At 57.1% G+C, this 24,819-nt stretch carries 27 protein-coding genes; 21 read left to right on the forward strand and 6 right to left on the reverse strand.

The genetic code is table 11. The features are described from left to right. Positions 1-155: 155 nt before the first annotated feature. The 9 genes from IEX04_RS14805 to IEX04_RS14845 all read left to right on the forward strand — a co-directional run bounded on the left by IEX04_RS14805 (position 156) and on the right by IEX04_RS14845 (position 8,852). Complete coding sequence (locus tag IEX04_RS14805; RefSeq protein ID WP_188686698.1) at positions 156-1,181, forward strand: LacI family DNA-binding transcriptional regulator; 1,026 nt, start codon at positions 156-158, stop codon at positions 1,179-1,181. Positions 1,182-1,225: 44 nt separating this feature from the next. After that, positions 1,226-2,902, forward strand: coding sequence for an ABC transporter substrate-binding protein (locus IEX04_RS14810; protein WP_188686700.1), 1,677 nt, complete (start codon positions 1,226-1,228; stop codon positions 2,900-2,902). A 72-nt stretch (positions 2,903-2,974) separates the two neighbouring features. Beyond that, the gene (locus IEX04_RS14815) at positions 2,975-3,952 is read left to right on the forward strand and encodes an ABC transporter permease (protein ID WP_096256852.1); all 978 of its coding nucleotides are present in this window, start codon (positions 2,975-2,977) and stop codon (positions 3,950-3,952) included. Between the two features lie 5 nt (positions 3,953-3,957). After that, on the forward strand, positions 3,958-4,932 hold the full coding sequence (locus IEX04_RS14820) for an ABC transporter permease (protein ID WP_188686701.1): 975 nt from the start codon (positions 3,958-3,960) through the stop codon (positions 4,930-4,932). After that, on the forward strand, positions 4,929-5,846 hold the full coding sequence (locus IEX04_RS14825) for an ABC transporter ATP-binding protein (protein WP_188686703.1): 918 nt from the start codon (positions 4,929-4,931) through the stop codon (positions 5,844-5,846). The genes IEX04_RS14820 and IEX04_RS14825 overlap by 4 nt, the downstream gene beginning before the upstream one ends. Continuing rightward, the gene (locus tag IEX04_RS14830) at positions 5,843-6,793 is read left to right on the forward strand and encodes an ABC transporter ATP-binding protein (RefSeq protein ID WP_188686706.1); all 951 of its coding nucleotides are present in this window, start codon (positions 5,843-5,845) and stop codon (positions 6,791-6,793) included. The genes IEX04_RS14825 and IEX04_RS14830 overlap by 4 nt, the downstream gene beginning before the upstream one ends. A gap of 42 nt (positions 6,794-6,835) precedes the next feature. Further along, the gene (locus IEX04_RS14835; protein WP_194446461.1) at positions 6,836-7,174 is read left to right on the forward strand and encodes a hypothetical protein; all 339 of its coding nucleotides are present in this window, start codon (positions 6,836-6,838) and stop codon (positions 7,172-7,174) included. A 664-nt stretch (positions 7,175-7,838) separates the two neighbouring features. Beyond that, positions 7,839-8,330, forward strand: a complete 492-nt coding sequence (locus tag IEX04_RS14840) for a hypothetical protein (RefSeq protein ID WP_188686713.1) — start codon at positions 7,839-7,841, stop codon at positions 8,328-8,330. 198 nt (positions 8,331-8,528) lie between these two features. After that, entirely contained in the window at positions 8,529-8,852 is a 324-nt protein-coding gene (locus IEX04_RS14845; protein WP_188686716.1) for a transposase, read from the forward strand. Between the two features lie 190 nt (positions 8,853-9,042). Here IEX04_RS14845 and IEX04_RS14850 read toward each other — a convergent pair whose 3' ends face one another. The 6 genes from IEX04_RS14850 to IEX04_RS14875 form a co-directional block, all read right to left on the reverse strand. Beyond that, positions 9,043-10,185 (reverse strand): glutamate--cysteine ligase, encoded by a 1,143-nt coding sequence (locus IEX04_RS14850; protein ID WP_229677174.1) that lies wholly within the window; start codon positions 10,183-10,185, stop codon positions 9,043-9,045. 145 nt (positions 10,186-10,330) lie between these two features. Next, complete coding sequence (locus IEX04_RS14855; protein ID WP_188686722.1) at positions 10,331-11,572, reverse strand: THUMP-like domain-containing protein; 1,242 nt, start codon at positions 11,570-11,572, stop codon at positions 10,331-10,333. 96 nt (positions 11,573-11,668) lie between these two features. Next, the gene (locus IEX04_RS14860) at positions 11,669-12,043 is read right to left on the reverse strand and encodes a flagellar assembly protein FliW (protein ID WP_188686725.1); all 375 of its coding nucleotides are present in this window, start codon (positions 12,041-12,043) and stop codon (positions 11,669-11,671) included. Beyond that, on the reverse strand, positions 12,040-12,915 hold the full coding sequence (gene flgL, locus IEX04_RS14865; RefSeq protein ID WP_188686728.1) for a flagellar hook-associated protein FlgL: 876 nt from the start codon (positions 12,913-12,915) through the stop codon (positions 12,040-12,042). The genes IEX04_RS14860 and flgL overlap by 4 nt, the downstream gene beginning before the upstream one ends. Before the next feature lie 15 nt (positions 12,916-12,930). Beyond that, a complete protein-coding gene (gene flgK, locus IEX04_RS14870) occupies positions 12,931-14,334 on the reverse strand; it encodes a flagellar hook-associated protein FlgK (protein WP_188686731.1) in 1,404 nt (467 codons plus the stop codon). Positions 14,335-14,343: 9 nt separating this feature from the next. Beyond that, complete coding sequence (locus IEX04_RS14875) at positions 14,344-14,874, reverse strand: flagellar protein FlgN (protein ID WP_229677175.1); 531 nt, start codon at positions 14,872-14,874, stop codon at positions 14,344-14,346. A gap of 235 nt (positions 14,875-15,109) precedes the next feature. On the opposite strand from IEX04_RS14875, the gene IEX04_RS14880 reads away from it, so the two are divergent. The 12 genes from IEX04_RS14880 (at position 15,110) to IEX04_RS14935 (ending at position 24,819) form a co-directional block, all read left to right on the forward strand. Further along, on the forward strand, positions 15,110-15,919 hold the full coding sequence (locus tag IEX04_RS14880; protein WP_188686737.1) for a sigma-70 family RNA polymerase sigma factor: 810 nt from the start codon (positions 15,110-15,112) through the stop codon (positions 15,917-15,919). 110 nt (positions 15,920-16,029) lie between these two features. Next, positions 16,030-16,899: a flagellin N-terminal helical domain-containing protein gene (locus IEX04_RS14885; protein ID WP_194446462.1), complete on the forward strand. Its 870-nt coding sequence runs from the start codon at positions 16,030-16,032 to the stop codon at positions 16,897-16,899. 162 nt (positions 16,900-17,061) lie between these two features. Beyond that, a complete protein-coding gene (gene fliD / locus IEX04_RS14890; RefSeq protein ID WP_188686739.1) occupies positions 17,062-18,384 on the forward strand; it encodes a flagellar filament capping protein FliD in 1,323 nt (440 codons plus the stop codon). Continuing rightward, entirely contained in the window at positions 18,381-18,791 is a 411-nt protein-coding gene (locus IEX04_RS14895) for a flagellar export chaperone FliS (protein ID WP_229677176.1), read from the forward strand. Before fliD ends, IEX04_RS14895 begins: the two co-directional genes overlap by 4 nt. After that, complete coding sequence (locus IEX04_RS14900) at positions 18,784-19,113, forward strand: hypothetical protein (RefSeq protein WP_229677177.1); 330 nt, start codon at positions 18,784-18,786, stop codon at positions 19,111-19,113. Before IEX04_RS14895 ends, IEX04_RS14900 begins: the two co-directional genes overlap by 8 nt. A 115-nt stretch (positions 19,114-19,228) precedes the next feature. Further along, entirely contained in the window at positions 19,229-19,570 is a 342-nt protein-coding gene (gene flgB, locus IEX04_RS14905; RefSeq protein WP_188686745.1) for a flagellar basal body rod protein FlgB, read from the forward strand. Then, positions 19,570-19,962 carry a flagellar basal body rod protein FlgC gene (locus IEX04_RS14910; protein WP_188686748.1) on the forward strand — a complete coding sequence of 131 codons (393 nt, stop codon included), beginning with the start codon at positions 19,570-19,572 and terminating at the stop codon, positions 19,960-19,962. The genes flgB and IEX04_RS14910 overlap by 1 nt, the downstream gene beginning before the upstream one ends. Further along, complete coding sequence (gene fliE / locus IEX04_RS14915) at positions 19,962-20,270, forward strand: flagellar hook-basal body complex protein FliE (protein ID WP_188686750.1); 309 nt, start codon at positions 19,962-19,964, stop codon at positions 20,268-20,270. The genes IEX04_RS14910 and fliE overlap by 1 nt, the downstream gene beginning before the upstream one ends. After that, on the forward strand, positions 20,270-21,865 hold the full coding sequence (gene fliF / locus IEX04_RS14920; protein ID WP_308422427.1) for a flagellar basal-body MS-ring/collar protein FliF: 1,596 nt from the start codon (positions 20,270-20,272) through the stop codon (positions 21,863-21,865). The genes fliE and fliF overlap by 1 nt, the downstream gene beginning before the upstream one ends. Next, positions 21,862-22,887 carry a flagellar motor switch protein FliG gene (gene fliG / locus IEX04_RS14925; protein WP_188686753.1) on the forward strand — a complete coding sequence of 342 codons (1,026 nt, stop codon included), beginning with the start codon at positions 21,862-21,864 and terminating at the stop codon, positions 22,885-22,887. Before fliF ends, fliG begins: the two co-directional genes overlap by 4 nt. Next, the gene (locus IEX04_RS14930; RefSeq protein WP_188686756.1) at positions 22,880-23,503 is read left to right on the forward strand and encodes a FliH/SctL family protein; all 624 of its coding nucleotides are present in this window, start codon (positions 22,880-22,882) and stop codon (positions 23,501-23,503) included. Before fliG ends, IEX04_RS14930 begins: the two co-directional genes overlap by 8 nt. After that, positions 23,500-24,819 carry a FliI/YscN family ATPase gene (locus IEX04_RS14935; RefSeq protein WP_188686757.1) on the forward strand — a complete coding sequence of 440 codons (1,320 nt, stop codon included), beginning with the start codon at positions 23,500-23,502 and terminating at the stop codon, positions 24,817-24,819. Before IEX04_RS14930 ends, IEX04_RS14935 begins: the two co-directional genes overlap by 4 nt.

Here is a 24,819-nt window from a genome sequence, read left to right on the forward strand (position 1 = left end):
GGTTTAACGCGCCGTGATCAATGGGTTTTCAGAACCGCTTTTGAACTGCGAGAGCCATACCTTATTTCTCAGCGTAGTAACGCGCGTTACTGAATCGTGTTAGCAAATCTGCAATACGGACAGTTTCGCATTGATCTCAAGGGGGAGGAGGGGAAATGACGCAGCAATCCGTGACCATGGCCGATGTCGCCAAGGCAGCCGGCGTAAGCCGAACAACTGTCTCATTTGTGCTCAATGGCCGGATGGAAGCAAATATCCCCGAAGCCACGAGAGAGAGAATCAACCAGACGGCACGCATGCTGGGCTACCGCCCCAATGCGGCCGCACGAACTCTGGCTAGCAAACGCAGCGCCTGGTTCGGTCTGGTGACCGAGATTGCTACATCACCCTTTGCTACCGACGTGATCAAGGGAGCACAACGCTCGGCGTGGAAAGATGGAAACTTTCTGCTCATCGCACCCAGCGATGATGACCCCGGCATGGAAATGCTCGCGGTGGAGAAGCTCCTTGAACAACAGGTAGGCGGGCTGATCATTGCAACCACCTGGCACCGAGAAATCATCGTGCCAGAGAATGCAAAATCGGTTCCCTGCGTTCTGGTCAACTGCTTCGACGCCGAGGGAGAATTTCCATCAATCGTCCCGGACGAAGTGGCAGGCGGTTACGCCGCCGCCGAGATCCTCGCACGGGCTGGACACACCAACATTGGCCATATCACTGTTGCCCAAGGAATCCCTGCTCAGATCGGGCGCCAAACCGGTATGAAGCAGGCTCTGCGTGATCATGGACTTAGCCAAGAAGAGTCAAAGATTGTTGCCGGTGACGGTACCGCCGATAGCGGATATCACGGAACTCAAGAGTTACTGGCTCAACCAGATCCGCCAACCGCAATTTTTTGCGGTAATGACCGGATCGCCATGGGAGCCTATGACGCAATCAAGGAACTCGGTTTGCGAGTGGGGGAAGACATCTCAATCGTCGGTTTTGATGATCAAGAGATTCTGGCACCACATATGCGACCAAAACTGACAACCATCGCCCTGCCCTTTGAAGAAATGGGTATGGCAGGGGTGTCATTACTGAATCAAATGGTAGAGGGCTCACCGATTGAGAATCGCCAAATTACCATCGGCTGCCCTCCACGCATTCGTTCATCTGTGGCCATGCACGGCCAAAGATGAGCTTCCCCTCCGCTACACATCACATGAATGGATGAGGAACTTCCATGATAGTCAAATACTTACGCCGCGCGCACCTTGCCGTGGCTGCGACCGCAGCGGTCGGCGCACTCGCGCTGACCGGATGCGTCGCATCAAACCCAGGCGGAACCGAAGCTGACGGAGCAACAACCAGCTCAGCGTTCCTCACCATCCCGCGTGAAGACATGGGTACCTTCTCCAAGAACTTCAACCCGTTCTCGCCCAACGCCGCGCCAATGACCGGCCAGTCCATCTATGAGTCCATGCTGGTTTACAACCCTGCCGGCGGCGACACGGTGCCTTGGCTGGCCACCGACTGGGAAGCGGGCACCGACGGCAAGTCGCTGACCTTTAATCTGCGTCCGGGAGTCAAGTTCTCCGATGGCACCGAGCTGACCTCCGAGGACGTGAAGCTTTCGGTGGAACTGCAGAAGGAACTGCTCGGCGGCTACGACTACCTGAAGTCCATCAAGACCCCGGATAAGACCACCGTGGAGTTTACCTTCAAGAAGGCTTTCGCCCCGGCACTGTACGAATTGGGGCAGCAGGTTATCGTGCCTGCGCACATCTGGTCCAAGTTCGACAAGCCAGGCAACGAAGAGAACCCGACCCCGGTCGGCACCGGCCCATACACCGAGATTGCCAACTTCCAGGCCCAGTCTTTCGAGCTGCAAAAGAACCCGTACTACTGGCAGCCCGAGAAGCAGAAGCTTGGCGGCATCCGGATGCTCGCCTTCGCCGGCAACGACGGTGCCAACCTGGCCGCCATCTCCGGCGATGTCGACTGGACTCAGACCTACATGCCAGACATCCAGACCACCTATGTGGATAAAGATCCAGAACACCGCCACTACTGGTTCCCAACCACAGGCTCCGAGATCAACTGGCAGCTAAACACCACCAAGGAAGAATTCTCCGACGTGCGGGTGCGCAAAGCACTAAGCATGGCCGTTGACCGTGAACAGGCGGTCAAGGTTGGCATGAGTGACTACACCGTTCCGGCCGACTGCACCGGACTGTCGGGCAACTACGACAAGTGGCGTGATGCCTCGGTCGTGGAGAAATGCGACTGGACTAAGCGCGATCTTGAGGGCGCCAAGAAGTTGCTGGATGAAGCTGGCTACAAGGAAAACGCCCAAGGACAGCGCACCACCCCAGACGGTAAACCATTCACCTTCGACATCTCCGTGGGTTCAAGCTCCACTGACTGGCTGTCGGTAGCAAACATTATCGCGCAGAACCTTCAGGACGTGGGCATTAAAGCCACCGTCGATTCCCCTGACTGGGCCGCGGTGACCGCAGCCTACGAGACCGGTGAATTTGATACCGGCATCGTCTGGACGGCTAACGCTCCGACCCCGTATCAGTACTACCTGAACCTCATGGGAAGCGAAAACGTCAAGCCGGTCGGCAAGCAGACCTTTGACAACTACCACCGCTTCAGCGACAAAAAATCAGATGACCTGCTGAACAAGTTTGTTGCTACCGGTGATGAAGGCGAGCAGAAGCAGGTCATCAATGACTTGCAGTCGCTGTATAGCGAACTAGCTCCGGTTGTGCCGTTGTTCCCTGGCCCGGAGTGGGGTGCCTACACCACCGAGAATTTTGTTGGCTGGCCCACCGAGGAAAACCCTTACGCGACTCTGAGCAACCGCGCACCGACCACCGTGCTGGTGCTCACCAACCTAGAACCCGCGAAATAACATCAAGCTCCCACGTGGTGGGCGGCCTCTGGCTGCCCACCACGACGCGATCTTTCGTGAAGGACACATATTATGAGCTTCCTCTTCCGGCGTCTGGGCTTTTACCTGCTAGCCTTCTGGGCGTCCATCACGCTAAACTTTCTGCTGCCGCGGCTGATGCCCGGTGACCCGGTCACCCGCATGCTTTCCCGCTCGCAGCAACGCCTCGAACCACAGCAGGTCGACGCGCTACGCACCATGATGGGCGTAGACGGCGGCCCGCTGATCCCCGAATATTTCAGCTACCTTGGCCGCATCCTCACCGGCGATTTCGGAATGTCGATTTCCCGTTTCCCCACGCCAGTCTCCGAAGTTATCGCCTCTCAACTGCCGTGGACCCTGCTGCTCGGTATCACCTCATTGGTGATCGCCGTAATCCTCGGCAACCTGCTGGGTATCCTGGCGGCCTGGCGCCGTGGCGGTTTCCTGGACTCGGTGGCTCCGCCACTGCTGGTATTCATTGGTTCCTTCCCGTACTTCTGGCTCGCCATGGGTGCGCTATATATCTTCGGCATCAATATGGGTGTCGCCCCGATGCGCCATGCTTTCTCGGTGGGTCTGGTCCCCGGATTCAACCTTGAATTCATTTTGGATGTGGCAGCTCACCTGTTCCTGCCGGCACTAACCATTGTGCTGGTGTCCTTGGGCGGCTGGATGCTGGGCATGCGCAACACCATGATCGCCACCAACTCCGAGGATTACATCCTGATGGCGGAGGCCAAGGGTCTGCGCCCGCACCGCATCATGCTGAACTATGCGGCACGCAATGCAATGCTGCCTTCAGTGACAAGCATGGGCATGAGCATCGGGTTTATCGTCGGTGGAGCCTTGCTCACCGAAGTAGTGTTCGCCTACCCGGGCGTTGGCTACCAGCTGCTCGCTGCAGTCCAAGGCCTTGACTACCCCTTGATGCAGGGCATGTTCCTGACCATTACCGCCGCGGTGCTAATCGCGAACTTCCTTGTAGACCTGGTCTACGTCCGACTTGACCCTCGTGTGCGGAAGGGCTGAACCTCATGAGCCAGATAACCACAGATCCTCTGACCTTGACTCCCGAGGACCCAGCGGCAGAAAGTGCCACGGACCGCGCTCGACTGGGCGCCACACGCCTGTTGCGTACCTTGTTGCGCAACGGAAAGGCGGTGGCCGGGCTGAGCATCATTGTAGTGTTCATTGCGCTGGCCCTGCTGGCCCCGGTGTTCTTCCCGGGAGATCCGGCGCGCATCACCTCTGCCGGTGCCGCAGCTCCGAGTCTGGAGCACTGGCTGGGCACCACCACTAAGGGCCAAGACGTCCTTGGATTGACCTTGTGGGGCGCGCGCTCCTCGCTATTTGTCGGCTTTGCCGCTGGGATCTTGTCCACCGTGATCGGCGTGCTGATCGGTTTGAGCGGTGCGTACTTCGGCCGTGGCCTGGACGAGGCGCTCTCACTGGTGACCAACGTGTTCCTGCTGGTTCCTGGTCTGCCGTTGTTGGTCATCCTGGCAGCATTCATGCCGCCGGGCCTTGGAACGGTTATCGTGGTGCTGGTGATTACCGGTTGGGCCGGTAGTGCCCGCGTCATGCGTTCTCAAGCCATGTCCATTCGGGGCAAAGATTATGTGGCGGCCGCTCAGGTATCCGGTGAACGTCCACTGCGCATTATGGTGCGCGAGATCTTGCCCAATATGGCCTCGGTGGTCATGACCACCCTGCTGGGCTGCATCATCGGTTCCATTGGTGCCCAGGCCGGGCTCGAATTCCTGGGTCTGGGAGACGTCAACACGCTCTCCTGGGGTACCAACCTGTTCTGGGCTACCAGCGATGGTTCGCTGATGCTCGGCCAGTGGTGGATTTTTGTTCCATCGGGTCTGGCTATTGCGTTGGTGGCCTTCGCCTTGGCGTTGTGCAACTACGCGGTAGATGAGATTACCAACCCGCGCCTGCGCCGGCCCAAGCATGCAACGAAGAGCACCGCGGCAACCACCGTGGCGCGAAAGGAAGAAAAATGAGCGTCCCGGTATTGGAAGTTCAGGACCTGACCGTCGAATACGTCAGCGACGAGCGTGCGGTCCGCGGTGCGGACCGGGTCAGCTTCACCATCCATCCCGGTGAGATCTTTGGCCTGGCCGGCGAGTCCGGCTGCGGCAAGTCCACGATCGCGAACTCGATCATGCGTCTGCTCAAGGACCCTGCCCGGATCAGCAACGGCAAAGTCCTCTTTGACGGCACGGACGTGCTGGGCATGGATGAGGCAGCGTTGCGTGCCTGGCGTTGGAATAACGTGGCCATGGTGTTCCAGTCGGCCATGAACTCCCTGAACCCGGTCACCCGTATCGGTGAGCAATTCATCGACGTGATCCGCACTCACCGTGGTGGTACCCGGGCGGCCGCGCTGCATCGTGCCCACGAACTGCTTAAGATGGTGCGCATCGATCCGGTACGGTTGCGCGCTTACCCGCACCAGCTTTCCGGAGGCCAGCGCCAACGCATTGTCATCGCCATGGCCTGTGCTTTGAACCCGCGGCTGTTGATCCTTGATGAACCTACTACTGCGCTAGATGTGGTGGTGCAGCAGGAGATCTTGGAGCAGATCCGTGAACTGCAAAAAGAACTCGGCTTCGCGATTCTGTTCATCACCCACGACATGTCGTTGATGCTTGAACTCTCTGACCGTATTGGCATCATGTATGGCGGTCGTATTGTGGAGCTGGCTCCGGCAACAACACTGCGCCATGGTTCCCGGCACCCCTATACTCAAGCGCTGCTGGGAGCTTTCCCACCCCTGCATGGCCCAAGGGTTAAACTCACCGGGCTGGCCGAAGGTACCAAATTCACCAACATCCAGGATCTGGAAGACACCGGCGAGGGTCATTGGGTGGCTCCCTCGGATCAGCCTGTGCTCTCGCAAGGAGAACTGCTATGACTTCAATTGCTACCCAGCGGACCGCAGTGGGTCCGGCCGTGCGAATCCGTTCGCTGAGCAAATCGTTCACCAGCTCCGCGTTATTTAGTCGAAAGAAAATTCCTGCCTTGCGGGATATCGATCTGGAGATGCAACGCGGGGAAATCGTGGCACTGGTGGGAGAGTCGGGATCCGGCAAGTCAACGCTGGCCCGTTGTCTTGCGCTGCTTGAAACTCCGGATTCCGGTGAGGTTCTAGTCAATGGAAAAGATATTGCGGGGCTGAAGGGGGCAGCGGTGCGCAAGTACCGCAGCGAAGTGCAGATGGTCTTCCAAGACCCCTTCGGTTCGCTGAATCCTACCTTCCGCGTGGAGCATATCTTAGAACGCGCTTTGGCTCTGCACCAGCCAGAAATTAAGTCAAAGCGCAGTGAAATGGCAAAGCTGGTGAGCACCGTGGGTCTCAGCCCGGATGTGCTCTCCTCCTTCCCACATGAGCTCTCTGGCGGCCAGCGTCAACGTATCGCGATTGCCCGAGTGCTGGCGGCCAAGCCGAGCATCATTCTGGCCGACGAACCGACTTCAATGCTGGACGTCTCGGTGCGCATTGGTGTGTTGAACCTGCTGCATAAGCTGCGTGACGAGCATGGGATCACCATCTTGTACGTCACCCATGATCTGGCTTCGGCCCGTTACCTCTCGGACCGAATTGCTGTGCTCAACGAGGGGCGAATCGTGGAATCAGGGGAATCCGTGCATCTGCTAGATAACCCGAGCCATCCATATACTCAGCTGCTCGTGGGTGCGGTGCCTGATCCTGACCGAGACAGTAGCTTCGACGCTCCAAAGCGCGCGGCCCTACGCGAACAAATCCAGCGCTGGTCAACCAGCGCCAACCTGCAAAAGCACATTATCGATGAATCAAGCCAGCACTGGGTGCTGGCGGACGAAAGCGAAAAGAATAACTGATGGATCGGGAAAACAGATTCATTGGACGCTCATCGGATAGCGATGGCCACGTTGTCACTGGACGAAGAGCAATTGCGCCGTCCCCGTTTGAATGAAGGGATCAGGCAAGGCATTCGCATCCTTACGAATTCCCGGGTCTCGATGTCTAAAGATCGTACGCGGTCGGTCAACGCGCTGAACGTGTTGGTTCGCAGCAATGCGTTGGGAACCGACGCCCGCAAGACGTTAACACGAGTTCAGATGGAGGAAGTCAGCCGGTGGCGCTACCGCGATGAGCAACTCTCCGTGCCGATTGCGAAGACCAAGATAGTTCGGTTGGCCAAGCACATTTTGGAGCTGGACGCCCAACTGGCTACCAAAGAACGCCAGTTAGGTGATTGAATCAATGCCAGCGAGGCAGCCCCATCTGCTTGAAGTACCCGAGACTGGCGCAGTGACTGCGGACAAGTGCTTCGTTCCCTGGTCTCACGAAGGAAGTCTCCGCGACTAGACAGCGATCGGCTGCCTAGCCGGGGCGAATTCCGTCTCATCGTCCTATATGAATACGAGCAGACACCGGCTCAATAGAGTTGGTGATAGCACGTTGAACAGTGCCCTACCCATGTCTACAGTCGTGAGGATGGCCCACTACGACGAGACACGTGCATACGTTGAAAAACGCTGTGGACAGCGCAAGACGGACAAATGGACTCGTCGTTGCATCAAACGCTATTTGGTGCGACAAGTCTTCCGGATACTGGTTGCTTCCGTCAAATGCGAAAACGTTTAGTTCGCGGTTTGACAGACATAGATTCGGATCATTGGTTAGACAGAGGCAGGACACCATGCCGAGATTGGTCAGCCGGCAGCCTCAAGGATCCTCTTTTTAGGGGCTATCAAAACGGGAAGCAACGATCGCTGGCACCGGTCGCAGTTGGTGCTATCGAGTCAAGGAGTTCAACGGCACCTACTTCAATGTTCACTTCAGCATCGAGATGGAACCAAATCAGCTGCTCCCTGCGCGTACTGCCTACTGATAAGAGCAAAACCCGCATACAATCAGGTCATGAGTTCAGATGAGCGCAATCGCGTACAAAAAGGTGATTCCACAGGCGGACAGTATCCTCAGGATCTTGTGGATGCAGCATCGCAGCGGATAGCCGAGGCAAGTGAAGTGGTTTCCAAGGCTTACCCGAGAGCTGCCAATTACCGTGTCAGCGGTACGAATGACGGCACTGAAATTACGCACGAAGTCACGGACCGGAAATCCGTAAACATCACCGAGAAGGGAGTATGCACACCTGACGAAAATCAGAAGGCGCTTGATGATGCCGCAGAAATACTCTTTCCTGGCGGACAGATTGCAAGCGATGATTTCGCTTCAGGCTACAACGGAAACCGAGGTGGACAACTCACTTCTTTCGCTCCAGGGGAAGTACTAAATCCACAAATGCCAATGGAAACACGTGAAGGCCAGCCTATAAAGAGCACCGACTGGTTCATCAGCATCAAGATTGACCCACCAATGCCACCAGCACCCCCTACTCGAAAGAGCTAGGCCCCGCACGCGGACTGACTCCACTGCCACATCCAAGCGAAAGTCCCCGCGATTTTAGACAATATGAGGTGAAGGGAGCGTCGGGGCCACCACGATCTCAATCTCTCGTGGGTTACCCAGTACCAACACCCCTTTCAGACCAGTGGCCTGCGGGTGTTCACTGGTAGTGCCAGCATTTGAGGCAAGGGAGGCCCCGACATGTTTCAGAGTACCTTTATTGGTTTGGATGTCCATGCCCAAACCGTTGTCGCCTGCGCGCTGAATACAGCCACCGGCGAAGTCTCACGAACCAAAATGTCCTCAGAACCCGAAGTGGTTCTCTCCTGGATCCAAAAGTTCCCCACCGCTTCCAAAGCCGTCTACGAAGCCGGACCTACCGGCTACCCACTAGCCCGGCACCTACAAGAACACGGCATTGACTGCGTGATCGCAGCCCCATCAAAACTGCTCCGTGCGCCGGGAGACCACGTCAAAACAGATAAACGCAAGGTGGGGACCGGATTTCTGCGGAACCCGAACTGATTGCAGAAATGCGTGCCACCAGCGAAATCAGCGGCTCGCCGACGGATTCAATGGCTACATGCACGCGGGCCATGAAGTACTGGTTGACGCAATCGAAGCTAGCGATCCAGAAGCAGCAGCCAAAAGCGTTATTGAAAATCTTGACTACTGCATGAGCTGGATGCCGGAACTTCCGGTTCCGAGATACTTTCTAAACAGCGTTCATTTGCGCTACGTTGTCCTTGACCACGGCTTTAAAGTCGCCGCCAGTGGTCGCAAAAATCTGTCGTTGGATTTGGTATCCGGCGCCGCGCTCAATGAGGCGGATGATTCCCTGAAGTTCGTCTCGACAGCCAAGCTGTTCGGCCACCGGAGTTAGTCGTTTCACCTCGTTGCGCAGGTGGTCTGTTACGAGCATTTCATCGCCTTGGGCGTTGAGAATAATGATCGCGTCCAGTCCGTAGCGCGCTGCACGCCATTTATTCTCCACTCGGTGCCATGCAGGCATGACAGGGATCTTGTATCCGGCTTCAAGAGACAATGACATGTCGTGGACCAGGCACTGGGTTAATGCAGTGATGGCAGAGATGTCTTCCAACGAACTCATACCATCGCAGATACGCATTTCCACGGTACCCAGGCGGTTGACCGGGCGGACGTCCCAGCGAATCTCGGAGATGTCATCGATGACTCCGGTGTGGAGCATATCTGCCACGTAGGCTTCGTACTCGGACCACGAATCAAAGTGGAATGGAATTCCAGCCGTTGGAAGCTGCTGGAACATTAACGCACGCTGTGAAGCGTAGCCGGTGTCTTCTCCACCCCAGTAGGGGCTGGAGGCGCTCAGTGCCTGGAAGTGTGGCTGGTAGTTGATCAGACCGTCGGTGATTGGCAGGGCCTTTTCGCGGTCATCTAGTCCTACGTGTACGTGGATGCCGTAGATGACCATTTGCCGTCCCCACCATTGGGTACGGTCAATCAGGTTTGCATAGCGTTCTTTGTCGGTGACCGGCTGAGAAGTTGGCGCAGCAAAAGGGTGCGAGCCTGCGCAGTAGAGATCTACGCCCATGGGGTCGGTGACTTCACGGAGCCGCCGGACGTTGGCGCGCAGCTCATCGGCAGCATCAGCCACGGTGCGGTGCACTCCGGTAACAACTTCCACGGTATTCATCAGCAACTCAGGCTTGATGGTGGGGTGCTCTTGGTCTGCTGGAATTCCAGCATCTTCTTTGAGCTTGTCCAACACCTTCTCGGCCACCGAACAGAGGTCAGCGTTTTCACGATTGACCAACGCAATTTCCCATTCAACACCGATAGTTGATTGGGGTGAGTCGGCGAATTCGATCTTTTGCACGTAACTCCTCATTGCGTGATGGGCTCGTGAAACTTCCGAGCCAGATGGCGGGCGGGTGGTGGCTACCCGCGCAAAAACGGAGGATATCCATACTCATTGTATTTGCTCCCCGGGCTTGCTCAGTGCAAGACATGGAACGAGGATCTTAGTGGGGCAGTACTTCGAAGGCTACGCGCTTTTCTCCCAGACGGGCCAAGATGAGAGTTGCCTTGTTCTTGGCGCTCTTTGGGGAACCGGACAGCAAGATACGACGCAACTCTTCCGGAGTGACATCCACACCGCGCTTCTTGATATCCAAGGAACCAATACCGTTGGCCTTCACCCAGCCGCGCAACTTTTTCACGTTGTAATCGTGAACCGCCAGTACTTCAAAACCACGTGCAAAGGGTGTATTAATCTCTTCCGCATGGGTGAAGTAGGCGATGTGCTCATCTAAGAGATGTCCACCGGTCTGCTCAAGCATGGTGCCTATGAGATGCGAGCGGATGACCGCGCCATCTGGTTCATAGATGTGGGCCGCTAGTTCTCCGACAGGTGCCTTGGCGTCTTGCTCGACGGTGACCGAGCTAGTCAGTTCGTGTGCGCCATTCTTATCGATGACTAGCGCGGCACGGGCAATGTCTTGACGTTTAAGTTTGCCGAACCACAGGCAAACTTCAATGACCGAGCCATGATCTGACATCCAGACGGCCTCGGCACCTGCAGGGATGGCCTCGTGAGGTATTCCCGGACCGAGCTTTACGCCAACATCCATACCATCATCGACTAGTTTCTCCACAAATGACAGGGGAGGGGAGAACGCTTCAGGATCAAAGAGCCGGCGTGAGGAGCCAGAAATATCAGTTCGCCGTGCTGGGTCCAGCCAGACCGCGTCAATTCCTGTCAGGTCAGTATCTTCTGCGGTGCCGTGGCGCACCTCGGCGTTCTCAAAAGGCATGAGGTTGAGCGTGACCGCAGCCGCCGTCGTCTCATCCTTCTCTACCGCGGTGACCCTCAGGCCGGCGCTGGACATGGCAATGGAGTCGGCGCCAATGCCGCAACCGAGGTCTGCCACGTGCTTACTTTGGGCTTGCTCAAAGCGGCGTGCATGCAGCCCAGCGATCATCAGGCGAGTGGATTGCTCCAACCCGGCCGGGGTAAAGATCAGGGTGTCGGCAAAGGGGCCAAACTTGACTCGTCCGCGGTAGCGAAGTTCTGCTTGAGCGATCACTGCTCGAACTACTGCTGCATCGTGTCCCTCTTTGCGGAGTTTCTCATTCAGAGCCCACGCCGAATCTTTGGACGCCACCATGGAAGGGTCAATGGTAGCGAGCAACGACCAACCCTCGGGGGAGAGAAGCGCTGCGAACTGGTCGTTAAGAGTTGAGTCATTTGATGCCTGGGCCATAAGTTCCAGCCTATCGGACGGTGGAACAAAACATCGTTGTCTCGGTGTGATGTACCCGAAAGCCACAAGATGCGGCACCGGGTCATGCAGAACTAATCACATGGCCAGTTCAAAGCGCAGCGGCCACTCTTGGCCTTCCAAGATCAATTGGGCGCAGCTGCCAGTTTGTGTATGAAGAAGCAACGGTGCCAGCAGGTTAGCACTGACTTTGCTGTCCGACGTATTCACCACCACCAGCACGCTTCGCGAGTCGGCATCTGGGTTTCCGAGCAATGCCAACTGGTCCGCGGTGAATTGAGGTGCGTAATCCGGTAGGTGCACCGAGGCATCAAGCACGAACCAGCGTAGGTGCGGTGCCTGAGCAGAGGTCACCGAATACAGACCCATGGCACCGTCCACCGGTTCCAGATTCAGTGTGGTCGCTTCGGGGAAACCTGGCAGGGCTACCGCAGGACGAAGTACGCGGCTCATCGGAGGAAGTCCATGAGCGAGGGCTGAAGTGTACGCGAGGCAGCGCTCAGCGCGGCTTGGTAGGCAACCTCTTGGGACTTCAGCTGAAGAATCATCGAGGCAAGGTCAATATCTTCGACACTGCCAAGTTTGCCTTGCAGAGTGACTGCATCCGTCGCAAGCTTTGATTCCGCGGTTTGCACGGAGGCGTGGCGGACGCCGATCTTCACTTGTTCACCAAGAACGGCCTGCAAGTGAGTGTCCACCTCTGCTACCCGTGCGGAGATGCTGTCACCGGCACGCAGGTCCTGGGCAATTGACAGCACCGTAGCAAAGACACTATCGGCGCCTTCGCCGAAGACCGCACTTCCGGAAACATCCACTCGGACGTTGGAATTCGGGCCGACTCTGCGTTCCACGGGGCTACCATCCAAGAATTGATTTGTTGCGCCCACTGCGGTGGACGCATTCGAACTCCCTGCAAAGATGAGCCGGCCGTTGTACTGGGTATTAGCCGCTACCTTCAATTCCTCATGCAGCTGCTCAAGTTCCATGGCAATGGCATTTTTTGCTTCTTGATTCAGTGCGCCGTCATTGGCTCCGCGCAGGACCAGGTCCCGAGTACGCTGCAGCAAATCGGTGGTGGTACTCAAGGTTGCATCTGCTGTAGATAGCCAGCCGATAGCATCGGCGGCATTGCGCGAGAACTGGTCATTTTGGCGCTGTTCGGAGCGCACCTGCATGGCAGTTGCGGTGCCTGCTGGATCATCACTAGGAGAGTTGATCTGCTTCTGCGTGCTTGCCTTGTTCTGGATGGTGGCAAGACGTTCCATGGCGGACTGCAGGTTGCGCTCGGTATTAAATCCGAGTCCTGCCTGAGTAATTCGAGTCATCGGTTCCTTCTCCCGTTAGCGTCCGACAAGGCCTGTTCGGTTGATCAAGGTATCGAGCATTTCATCAATCGCAGTCATGACCCGCGCCGCACCTTGGAAGGCATGCTGATTGGCAATCAGAGAAACGTTCTCTTCATCAATTGATACGGCGGAGGCGGCGAACCTGTCACTGACCGCAGAATGCGCGGCTACACCAGCGGCTACAGCTTGCTCGGCTGCAGATTTAGCCTTTGCTCCCAGTCCTACAACAAGCTTGGTCCACAATGCGTCAGGGCCAGCTGATTCATTGGCAATGTCAGCCATGGTCAGAGCATTGGAGCCATCCAAGGCGCCTCCGGATACGCTTCGTGTGGCGAGATCCTGTGCCCCGGTGGCCAAGACGCTGAGCTTTCCATCGTCAAAGGAGAAAAACGCTGCCCCCGGTTTTCCTGCGGTAGTGAGCCCCTGAGCCTGCACCTCGTTGACCCGTGTTGCCAGCTGGGAAGCCACCGAGTCCAAGGAGGCGAGAGCTTCGGCTAGTGCGCCACCGGTACCGGCGCTATCGGCTGGAGCCAAAAGAGCGACAGCGCCCGCCATGCGGCCGCCCTGCAGCGCTACGGCTTGGCCCGGACGGTGTGCGAACTCCACTCTTGGTGGGATATCGCCGTTCAATTCGGTGGATCCACCGACCTGCAATGCAAATGCCGAAGCACCAGAGACAATTGGGTTTCCATCCACCAGCAGATCCACCGTGCCATCGCTCTGCTCGCGCAGGCTGGCTCCAGTCAACTCTGCTAGCGACTGCGCGTAGAGATCGCGTTGGTCCATGAGTGAATTGGCGGAACCTCCGGATGCCAGCACCGAACGGATCTGTGCATTGAGCTCTGCGACGGTCTGCGTAGCGGTATTTACTTCGTCAACCATGCTCCGCAATGAACGGTGCTGGGCTTCGAATTGATCTGAAATTTCACTGCGGGTCAAAGACACACGTTCGGCTATGGCGTTGGCTCGTTCCAGAAGCACCACGGCTGGAGCTGAATCTCCGGGGGAATTTGCGACTTCTTCCCAACCTGCCCAGAAATCGTTGAGCAACGCGGACAGGCCGTTCTCACCTGGTTCGCGCAAGACCGATTGCAGGTCGTCCAACGCTGCCGCACTGGTATCTGACTGAGCTGCCAAGGAGATGCTTCCGCGAACGCGGGCGTCCAGATGTGCATCTGCCAGACGGGCAATTCCGGTAAAAACTGTTCCCTGTCCGGGACCGGATTTCGTAGCGAAAACTCCGGAAGAGGCCAGCGGCCCCGCGGCGGTGAATTCCGCGCGTTGGCGCGTGTAGCCGGTCGTGCCGACATTCGCCAAGTTGTTGCCCGCAGTTTCCATGGCGATACGTGCTGCGTTCAAGCCAGAAAGTGCCGTGTTCAAACCACCAAAGGTACTCACTCGGGATCCTTAGAGATTAGTGTCGAGGACTTGGGCTGCGGATGATTGGGCATCCGGTTCGCCTGTTCGGCCATAGAGAGTGGGATCCGTTCCCAGCTGGGCAAGAGTTTCCTGCGCGGAACGATGGGCCGCACGCAGATATTGCTCGTTGGAATCCCTCAACCGGGCAATTTCCTCGGTTGTCTGCCGCAACGCGGTCAAATGAGCCGAGAGCAAGTCTTTCTCAATGCCTTCCGGAGCACTCTTCGCAATTTCTGAAAGCGGCGCATGAGAGTCGAGTCCCCACTCGATGGCCACCTTGCTGGCTTCAATGGCGCGCACTAGTCCAGCATTATTTACTTTTTCAAGGACATTCTCAATTTCCCGCGTGGCCATTGAAAGCCACCGAGTTTTGCCTGCAACAAACAGCAGATGCTGTTCATCCAGCTTAAATTGCAAGAGCTCAAGAAGCTCTCGTTCCTTCCACAGCAATGCAGAGAGCTCGTTGGTATACACGACTTTAAATTTCTCCGAACTTTTTGATCCCCAGTTATTCCCCATTCAAGAGTATATATCGGTTCAATTTGGGGTTCCGTTAGTTGAAGATCAAGGCATCTGTGCCTAAAACGCTATGCGTATGCTACTGGACGGTCAGTTAAGCGTTGTACTTTTGTTACATAAATTCGGCTAATTCACAGGATCTGGTCTGGTATCTTTATGGACGTTGTGCATTGATCGTTACCTTAAACACCTGGACCAACGGAGAAGCACACGCTCAGTGACAAGGAATTCTACGTTGGATCGATCCGCGCGCAACCAACTTGTGTTGGAAAATCTCCCGCTCGTTGGCTACCTGGTAGCCGACCTGTGCGCCAAGGCAACCCATCTTTCACGCGATGATATGGCCTCCGTGGGAGCTGTCGCCTTGATTACCGCCGCAGACTCTTTCGACAGCACGCTCGGTGTGCCGTTTGGTGCCTATGCCCGCCGTCGAATCGTGGGTGCATTCGCAGATGAGATGCGCTCGAATGACTGGGCCACTCGTGGTGCCCGCAAGCGCATCACCGAGACCAGGGCCATCCAAGAGACGCTGACTGCGACACTGGGCCGGATACCGACAACCTCCGAAATATCTCAGGCACTCGGTGTCAGCATGGAGGAGACCCGGGCAATCCTCAGCGATGCGGCGCGCTCCGTGGTCACCATCGATGATGCAATGAATGACTACCTGGTTTCGAACACCAGCACCCCGGAAGATGCGGTGTTGGACTCGGAACGTACCAAGGTAGTCCGGCAAGCCGTTGCTGCCTTGCCGGAGAACCTGCGCACCATCATTGAACGCGTGTACTTTGATGGATCCACCGTCAAGGAAGTAGCTGCCGAAATGGGAGTGACCCATTCTGCCGTCTCGCAACGACGGACCGCTGCGATGAAGCTGCTGGGGGAGGGCTTGCAGAAGAACTATGTTCCGGAGCAACCAGAAATCCCGGTATCCGGACTCACCCGTGCTGCGGAGAAGCGGCGAGCCACCTATCTGCAGGACTTGTCCGAAGGATTGTCCGGCGTCACCCGCCGCATTCTTGACTCACCCTCTAGCGCCTACTAAAAAATTTCCGCCGCGACGCTAACCGGTCAATTTGATCTGCCGATAGTCGGTGTACGAGGTCCACGGATGGACCTTTGTACGTACACACCCGTCTCACGGAGGAAATCACCATGGGTATGCAGATCAACACCAACCTTGCGGCTCTGAACGCTCACCGCAACCTGTCCAACACTCAGAACGACCTGTCGAAGTCACTGGAGAAGCTCTCCTCGGGACTGCGCATCAACCGTGCAGCCGATGACGCTGCAGGTCTGTCCATCGCAGAAGGCCTGCGTTCACAGGTCAACGGCATGAACGTGGCCGCACGCAACGCGCAGGATGGTATCTCGGTCATCCAGACCGCAGAAGGCGCCCTGTCTGAGGTCCACTCGATCCTGCAACGAGTTCGTGACCTGACCGTACAGGCAGGCAACGACTCGAACAATGCTGATTCCCGAACTGCAATCCAAACGGAAATTACTGCGCTGGGCGACGAACTTAGCCGTATTGCAACGTCAACGAACTTCAATGGGATCAGCCTTCTGGACCGAGCAGATACTGCAACTGGCACTTTGACTTTCCAGGTTGGCGCTGGATCAGTTGCTGCGGATGATCAGATCGGAATTGACCTCAGCGTTGCCAACGTTTCGACTGTAGCTGACGCTGTTCTCGCGATCGACGTTGAGCAAACGACTGCGACTGACGATGCAACTGCCGCCACGGCTCGTCTGGCAACAATTGCTGCCGTAGACGCCGAGATCAAGAATATATCGACAGCACGTTCTGATCTTGGTGCAGTTCAAAACCGGTTCGAATCAACTATTAACACCCTGAACGTGACCCGCGAGAACCTGCAGTCAGCAGAGTCGCGTATCCGCGACGTTGATATGGCTGCCGAAATGGTGAACTTCACCCGTTCGAACATCCTGTCCCAGGCCGGTACCGCTATGCTCGCGCAGGCAAACCAGTCGAACCAGGGTGTTCTGCAGCTTCTTGGCTAAGCGTCAAAGCTAAAGAGCACTTAGGGGTTTTCTGAACCACGACAGTGATTCTCAAAATTCCAAACCTCCAACAATCTCCCGCGCCAGGTGCCGACTCGCAGAGTTCAGCCTCTGCCGCGGGAGATTCGCGGTATCAACACAAAATTAGGAAGCGGAGAAATCATGGGACTTTCCCTTGATGGGCTGGCCAGTGGTCTGGATACGACCACACTGATCAAATCCCTCATGCAAATTGAGGCGATTCCTCAAACGCTTCTGAAAAATAAAGTCAGTGCCACCAAAACCATGGTCTCTGCATTGCAAGCGCTCAATACTAAAGTCGCGGATCTCGCTACAGCATCTACCAAGCTTGCCAAGCCTGAATCTCTGCAATTATTCAAGACCACAGGCAGCTCAGAGGGCCTGACCGTCACAACTTCCACTGGCGCTACTGCCGGGTCCCTCGACCTGCGCGTTGACAAGCTGGCGCAAAGCCAGCTGCAAGTTACCGACCCCATCACCGCATGGGATTCCGCAAGTTTGACCATCACCACCGGTGGCACGTCAACGGCAATTACAGCTAGCTCAAACTCGCTGGACGACATCATCACCGCGGTCAACGCGTCGGAAACCGGTGTCAAGGCCGTCAAGGTTTCCGCCGGCCTGGATGCCAACGGCGTTGCACAATACCGCGTGCAATTCTCCGCTACTGATTCTGGAGCAGAGAACTCATTTACGATTGATGGCTCAGCGGTTCCGATGACTCAGATTCGGGCCGCGCAGGACGCCGAGGCCACGCTCTGGGCGGGGACAACGGCCGAGCAGAAAATTACCTCGTCCAGCAATACGTTTACCGCGCTGCTGCCCGGTGTGGACGTCACCGTTTCCAAGACCTCGACCGAGCCTGAGACCGTCTCGGTTCAACGCGACGAGGAGGCTACCTCCAAAGTTGCTTCCGATTTAGTCGGATCATTGAATGATCTGTTCAAATTCATTGACGTCAATTCTTCTGTTACCTCGGGTACCGGTGGTGCCACCAGCGGCATGATCTTCACCGGAGACAGCACGGCCCGCTCCGTCAAGCAACGAGTCATGGATGCGGCGATCATGCCGATCGATGGGAAGTCCCCCTCCGAAATCGGAATTTCAATCACCAAGGACGGAAAGGTTGAATTCGACGCGGAGAAATTCTCCAAGGCACTGGCCGAAGACCCCGCCCGAGTCGAATCGACGCTGCAAACCATCTCCTCGCGCGTCTCAACGGTCGCCACCGATATGTCAGACAAATACGATGGCGTGATTACCTCGCGCATCAAGGGACAAGAATCCACACTGTCACGCTTGGACGATCAGATCATGGATTGGGACCTGCGATTGGATAAGCGCGAAGCGACGCTCAAACGTATCTACTCGGCTCTCGAAGTCCAGATGAGCAACATGAATGCCCAATCTTCATATCTTGCCTCGCAACTTGCCTCGCTCCCAACAACACAGAAGAAGTCATGATGAATCCCGCGTTGAAACGTGCACAGCTCAATCGTGAAGCAATTCTCTCGGCAAGCCCCGCACGTCTGTTGACCATGCTCTATGACCGTCTACTGGTGGACCTGAACCGTGCCGAATCCGCACAGCTCACTGGCGATTTTGCGGTTGCTTCGGAGAACCTGGTTCATGCACAGGCAATCATCGCCGAACTTGCGTCCAGCTTGAATACAGATGTCTGGTCCGGGGCGAAAGAGCTTCAAGGGATCTACACGTTCGTCACCCAACTGCTTATCGACGCGAATATCAAGCGCAACCCGGATCTCACGCGGCAGGCTATCGTGCTGATGGCACCTCTGCGGCAGACCTGGCATGATGCTGCGGCCGCGCCAACAACTGCGTCCACCACCGGTGGCGAATTCCTTGCCTGAGTTGCCTGACGCTTTGTCACAGGAAGAAGCTTGGGGGGCATTCTTGGATGGTCTTGCCACGGAGTTGAGCCAGCTTCGTGCAGCAGCGTCCCATGAAAGCCAATTACTGGATCTTTCCGCAGATCCATGGGCACCGCCGGCGAACCTCGGCGACATGCCGGTGGCGTTTGAAGCCCAAGCGAGAAAACTGCTCAACGACATCGCGCAGTTGCAGCCTGTTCTGGCCCAGCAGCGGGACGCAACGGCCAAACAGCTTCGACTCGTCGATGCGGTTCCCCGCGATGGGGCGGAGACCGCAATTTATTTGGATTCCGCCGGATAGCAAATTCAGCTAACGCAGCTGACAGATGTGCCGATTGTCTAGATAGAGCACGGATTGCTCTTTTCCTTGATGCCCACGGATGGGCTACAGCAAAAACATTATGGAGTCATTCCTCGTGTTCGAATCCGTCACCTCTTTGGCCATGAACAGTGCCTTGGATGGTTTGGCGTTGCGCCAGCGCGCCATCGCCAATAACATCGCCAACGTCAACACACCCGGATATCAGGCCCGCCGCGTGGAATTCGAGAATGCGCTCGCCAAGTCCGTGGCAGACGGCGGCGGACAAGTTGACGCCCAAACACAGAATTCCACAGCGCCCACGCGCCTAGACGGCTCAAACGTCAACCTCGATACGGAAACTCTGTCCAATATCGATACGGTGCTGCGCTATCAATTCGCCACCCAGTCAGCCTCGGGACCCTTCAACTCGATGCGCACAGCCTTGCGGAGCAACTAATGTTTGATGCAATTTCCATCGCGGGCAGCGGACTGAGCGTTCACCGCCAATGGCTTGACTCGGTCTCGGATAACCTCGCCAACGCCAACAACGTCACCTCCACCGATGAGAACGCCTTCCAAGCACGTTACGTCGTAGCCCAAGCCGGAGAAGGCAATTCGGGTGTGCGTGCAACCGGCATTGAATTTGGCGACCCGGAAGGGCGGGTAGTCCACCAGCCGGATCACCCGTTAGCGGATGAGGAAGGCTATGTCCGCTACCCGGATATCGACATGTCCGAGCAAATGGGAAACCTGGTAATGGCTCAGCGCGGATACCAGGTGAATGCCGCGGTGGTTGACCGCGCCAAAGAAACTTATCAAGCTGCTTTGCAGATTGGACGTAACCAGTAATGGCCTTTGAAATCTCCGGGATCTCCGGTGTAAGCCCTACCCAAGCTACCGGCTACCTGAAGCCTTCGGAATCGGTTGGCACCGACGGCTCGGTATTCGCCGAGAAACTTGGCGGAGCGGTCAATGAGGTCCAGAGCCTGCAGGGAACCTCCAATGACCTCGCCATCAAGGCAGTGACTGGAGAACTGACCGACATCCACGAGGCAACTCTGGCCTCCACGCGTGCCTCGGTGGCGCTGGAAATGGCAGCCACCTTCCGTAACCGCGGCGTGGAAGCCTTCAACGAGATCATGAGGATGCAGGCCTAGTGGCATCACTTCCCACCCCGCTGGCAAATGCCATGTCCGCGATCCGCGGCTTTACCCTTGCCCAGAAGACCATTGCAATTATCGGCATAGCCGTACTGGCTTTGGGAACCATGGCATTGGTGACCTTCATGAACCAGCCTAAAATGACTCCATTGTTCTCGGGTGTTTCGGCGACTGATGCCTCTGCCATTGTTGAGCAGTTGAAATCTGATTCGATTCCCTATGAACTCACCGGCGGGGGAGGGACCATTCTGGTACCCGAAGCCAACGTCTATGATTCACGGCTCAAAGCTGCCGCGGCAGGATTGCCGGGCGCCTCAACCAGTGGATATTCGTTGCTGGACGATATGGGAGTGACCTCCAGTGAATTCCAACAGTCGGTCACGTACAAGCGGGCTTTGGAAGGAGAACTGGCCTCCACGATTCAGGGAATGGATGGCATTGTTGCGGCCTCGGTGAAGCTCGCCATTCCGGAAGATACCGTGTTCGTTGATTCAAAAACCGAGCCTACCGCGTCAATCTTCGTGGAAACCCAGCCGAATGTCTCACTTGACCCCGCCCAGGTCAAAGCCATTGTCCATCTGACTTCTGCAGCCGTGGATGGATTATCTGCCGATAATATCTCCGTGGTTGATTCCACCGGAAAGCTGCTCTCCGCTGCCGGTGTGGGCTTGAACGGCGGAACAGACAAGCAAGCAACCGACTATGAAACCCGAGTTGCAGGCGTTGTCCAGTCAATGCTTGACCGCGTGGTGGGTCCGGGAAATGCCACGGTAGCGGTAGCCGCTGACGTCGGCCTGGAATCGGCTAACCGCGTCGAGGAGTCCTTCACCAATCCAGACGGCAACCCGGTGCTGACCGAATCCAGCAAGGAAGAGGAATACGAAGGCAGTGGGGCCGGTGCTGGTGCAGGCGTTCTAGGTTCCAACGAGGAAGGCGCCGATAACGCCCGCGAAGGCACCTTCTCCTCCAGCGACACCAACAAGACCAATGCAATCAACAAGGTCACAGAGACTCGCGAAATTCCTGCTGGAATTCTGAATCGCCAAAGCGTCTCGGTGGCCATTGACCAGGCCGCCGCAGGTGGCTTGGATATTGACGAGGTTACAGCTCTGGTCAGCGCCGCAGCGGGCATTGAAACCACCCGGAACGACACAGTGAATGTTTCAGTGGTTCCGTTCAATACCGATGCTGCAGCCGAAGCCCAAGCCGCACTGACTGAAGCCAACGATGCGGCGGCAGCCGCCCGCCAGGCGGATTTGATGCGCAACCTGATGATCGCCGGTGTCATTGCCTTGGCTCTGATTCTTTTCACCGGCTATGCAGTCTACGCGCGGCGTCATAAGCAGAAACGCGAATTGGTGAACCTGGGCGAATTGCGGGAGATGACTCCTATTGAGCCCGTCGCCGCGGCGCCCTTGATGCATTCGGATACCGTGGCGCTCGCCCAGGTGCCGGCATTGGCTCAATCGATGCCAGCCGTGGAACAGTCCAGAACCGCCAAGCGGGAGGAACTCTCCGCCTTGGCTGCCAGCGAGCCAGCCAAGATGGCGGACTATTTGCGTACCGTGATGGATGAGAAGGAAAACGCATGAGTTCACCTGACACTCCCGGTACCGAACTGAGCGGGGTCCAGAAAGTTGCGGTGGTCCTCATGCAGCTCGACCCGGAATCTGCCGCCGAAGTTCTGCGTCAATTCACGGAATTCGAAGCTGACGAGATTACCGCTGAAATCGTCAAAATGCGTCGCGTCGATAGCCACGTCGTTGATGCCACTATCGACGAAATTCATCATCTCGCAAGTTCTGGCAGCACCGGAACACGTGGTGGGCGCGAGGTGGCCGCAGGTTTGCTGGAACTGACCTACGGGGCAGAAAAGGCCACGACAGTGATGGGCAGAGTCAACTCGACCATGGCAGGCCGGACCTTCGAGTTCCTTGACGGCACCGACCCAGCGCACATTGGTTCACTGCTGGACGGGGAACTGCCGCAGACCATCGCACTGGTGCTTGGCCACCTGGCGCCGGAAACGGCTTCTGCCGTGCTCGCAGGATTAAATCCGCAGCTGCGCAACGATACGGCCACCGCCCTGGCTACCATCGGCACGCCGGTACCCGAGGCCGTGCGTGTGGTCTCCGAAGAGCTGAAAAAACGCACGGGTACCGTCATTACCGCTCAAGAACCGGTGGAGCAGGTCGGCGGAATCCGCTCGTTGGTCGACATCCTGAATCACTCGGATGTGGCAATGGAAAAAGACCTGCTCAATTCCATGGATTCACGGGATCCAAAATTAGCAGAATTACTGCGTTCCCAGCTTCTGTCCTTCAGCGACCTCGTTAAATTCGAACGCCGCGATGTCCAGCGGGTCTTGCGCGGAGTGGAAGCGGCCACCTTGGCCTACGCCTTGCGCGGGGCCGAACCAGAACTTGAAGAACTGATCCGCGCCAATATTTCGGATAGAACCGCCGAGATCATGGACGCAGAAGTTGCCACCATGGGCAGGGTGCGTTTGTCGCAGGTGGAGGAAGCGCGCGCCAGCGTGGTCCAGTCGATCCGCGTACTTGAAGCCAACGGCGAGATCACCATCAAGCGCGGAGATGAGGATGACTATGTCTGATGACAGTGCGTCATTCAGCTACGCAACCTTTGGTGAAGTTGCGCCCGAGGATTCAGGCCATCTAGAAGGGGCCGCCGAAAGTTTCCAGGCCCGTGGTTACGCCATTGGCTATGCCCAGGGTATCCGTGCCGCGGAGTCACAGGCCCGGGAGCAGCGTGAACGTATTGCGCAGGTGGTCAAAGATGCTGAGTCTGCACGGGATGGCCAGCATCAAGCTGCGTTGCAGGCGTTGACGGCGGCGTTGAAGGCCGTGGAATCAGTCACCGCCCCAACCATCGAAGCAGCGAGCAATATTCTGATTGAATCGGCACTGCAGCTGACCGAACACATTCTCGGAAAATCTCTGGAAGACTCAGCATTCGCTGCGCGTGCCGCCCTCGAACGAGCCCTGGCGGGGCGCGAAATAGGTAATCCGGTGCGCGCGATCCGCATGAATGCTGCGGACTTGATGGACCTGGGACTATCGGTGGCACCGGAAACTGGCATCCCCTTGGTAGCTGACCCTACGCTGGAGCGCGGAGACGCGCTCGCCGAATGCGAACGTGGCTTTGTAGACGCACGCATATCCAGCGCCTTGCGTCGAGCAAGCGATGCGCTCAGGAGCCAAAGCCGATGAGACTGGACACCACCTCCTGGCCTGAACTGCACAACGCGCTGCGTGCGGCTCGGCCGGTACCGATGGGGGAAGTCAGCGCCGTAGCAGGTCTCGGACTGCAGGTCAGCGGCCTGCAAGTACCTGTCGGAACAGTCTTGGAAATCGGAACGGGACAGCTGCGCGCAGAAGTAGTCGCCGCGCACAAGGACCTCCTGCATTGCATGCCGCTAGGCGAGCTGCGCGACATCACCGTGGGCGACTTCGCCCATATCGGCGGGAGGGAAACCATGGTCCCGGTGGGTTCGGGGTTGCTTGGACGTGTCCTTGACGGATTAGGGCAGCCCATTGACGGCAAAGGTCCATTGGGGACGCACAGCCTGGTGGCTTTGGAGAACCAGGCGCCAGCGGCCCTGGAACGCAGCAGGATTACCGAGCCCCTGCAGCTGGGCGTGCGGGTGATGGATACGCTCACCACCGTAGGTGCAGGTCAGCGTCTTGGCCTGTTTGCCGGTTCCGGAGTGGGCAAGTCTTCGCTGCTGTCCATGATTGCGCGCGGCACCTCAGCGGAGGTCAACGTCATTGCATTAGTCGGTGAACGCGGACGTGAGGTCCGAGAATTCTTGGAAGAAGATCTTGGTGCAGAAGGGCTGGCACGTTCCATCGTGGTCGTGTCCACCGCGGATGAACCAGCACGGATGCGACTACGCGCGGCGTTCGTAGCCACTCGAATCGCCGAAGAACTGCGCGATACCGGTTCGCAGGTTTTGCTGATGATGGATTCACTGACCCGCGTGGCCATGGCGCAGCGCGAGATCGGTTTGTCCGCTGGCGAACCGCCGGCAACACGCGGTTACCCGCCCTCCACTTTCTCTGTTCTGGCCAAGCTCTTGGAACGTGCAGGAAGCGGAGCCCGCGGAGCGACCACCGGAATCTATACGGTGTTGGTAGACGGGGATGACCACAACGAACCTATTGCCGATGCGGCCAGATCACTGTTGGACGGACACATTGTGCTGGACCGAAAGTTGGCGGTCTCTGGCCACTTCCCCTCCATCGACGCGTTGGCGTCCGTCTCGCGTGTGGCGTCCCGGGTCACCAATCCGGAACAAGGACGCAGTGCCCGGTTATTGCGGCAGGTACTGGCAGCACGCCGTGGTGTTCAAGATCTGCTGGATGTTGGTGCCTACCAGCAAGGCAGCAACCGACTTGCAGATGCCGCGGTGGCACATGAAGCCGCGATCAACACCTTCTTGCAGCAACGGCTTGAAGAGCCTGTTGCTGCAGTCGATTCTTGGAACCAATTGAACTCACTGCTACGCACCATGGGGGTGGCTTGA

Source organism: Glutamicibacter ardleyensis (assembly GCF_014644555.1).
GTDB classification, from domain to species: Bacteria; Actinomycetota; Actinomycetes; order Actinomycetales; family Micrococcaceae; genus Glutamicibacter; species Glutamicibacter bergerei.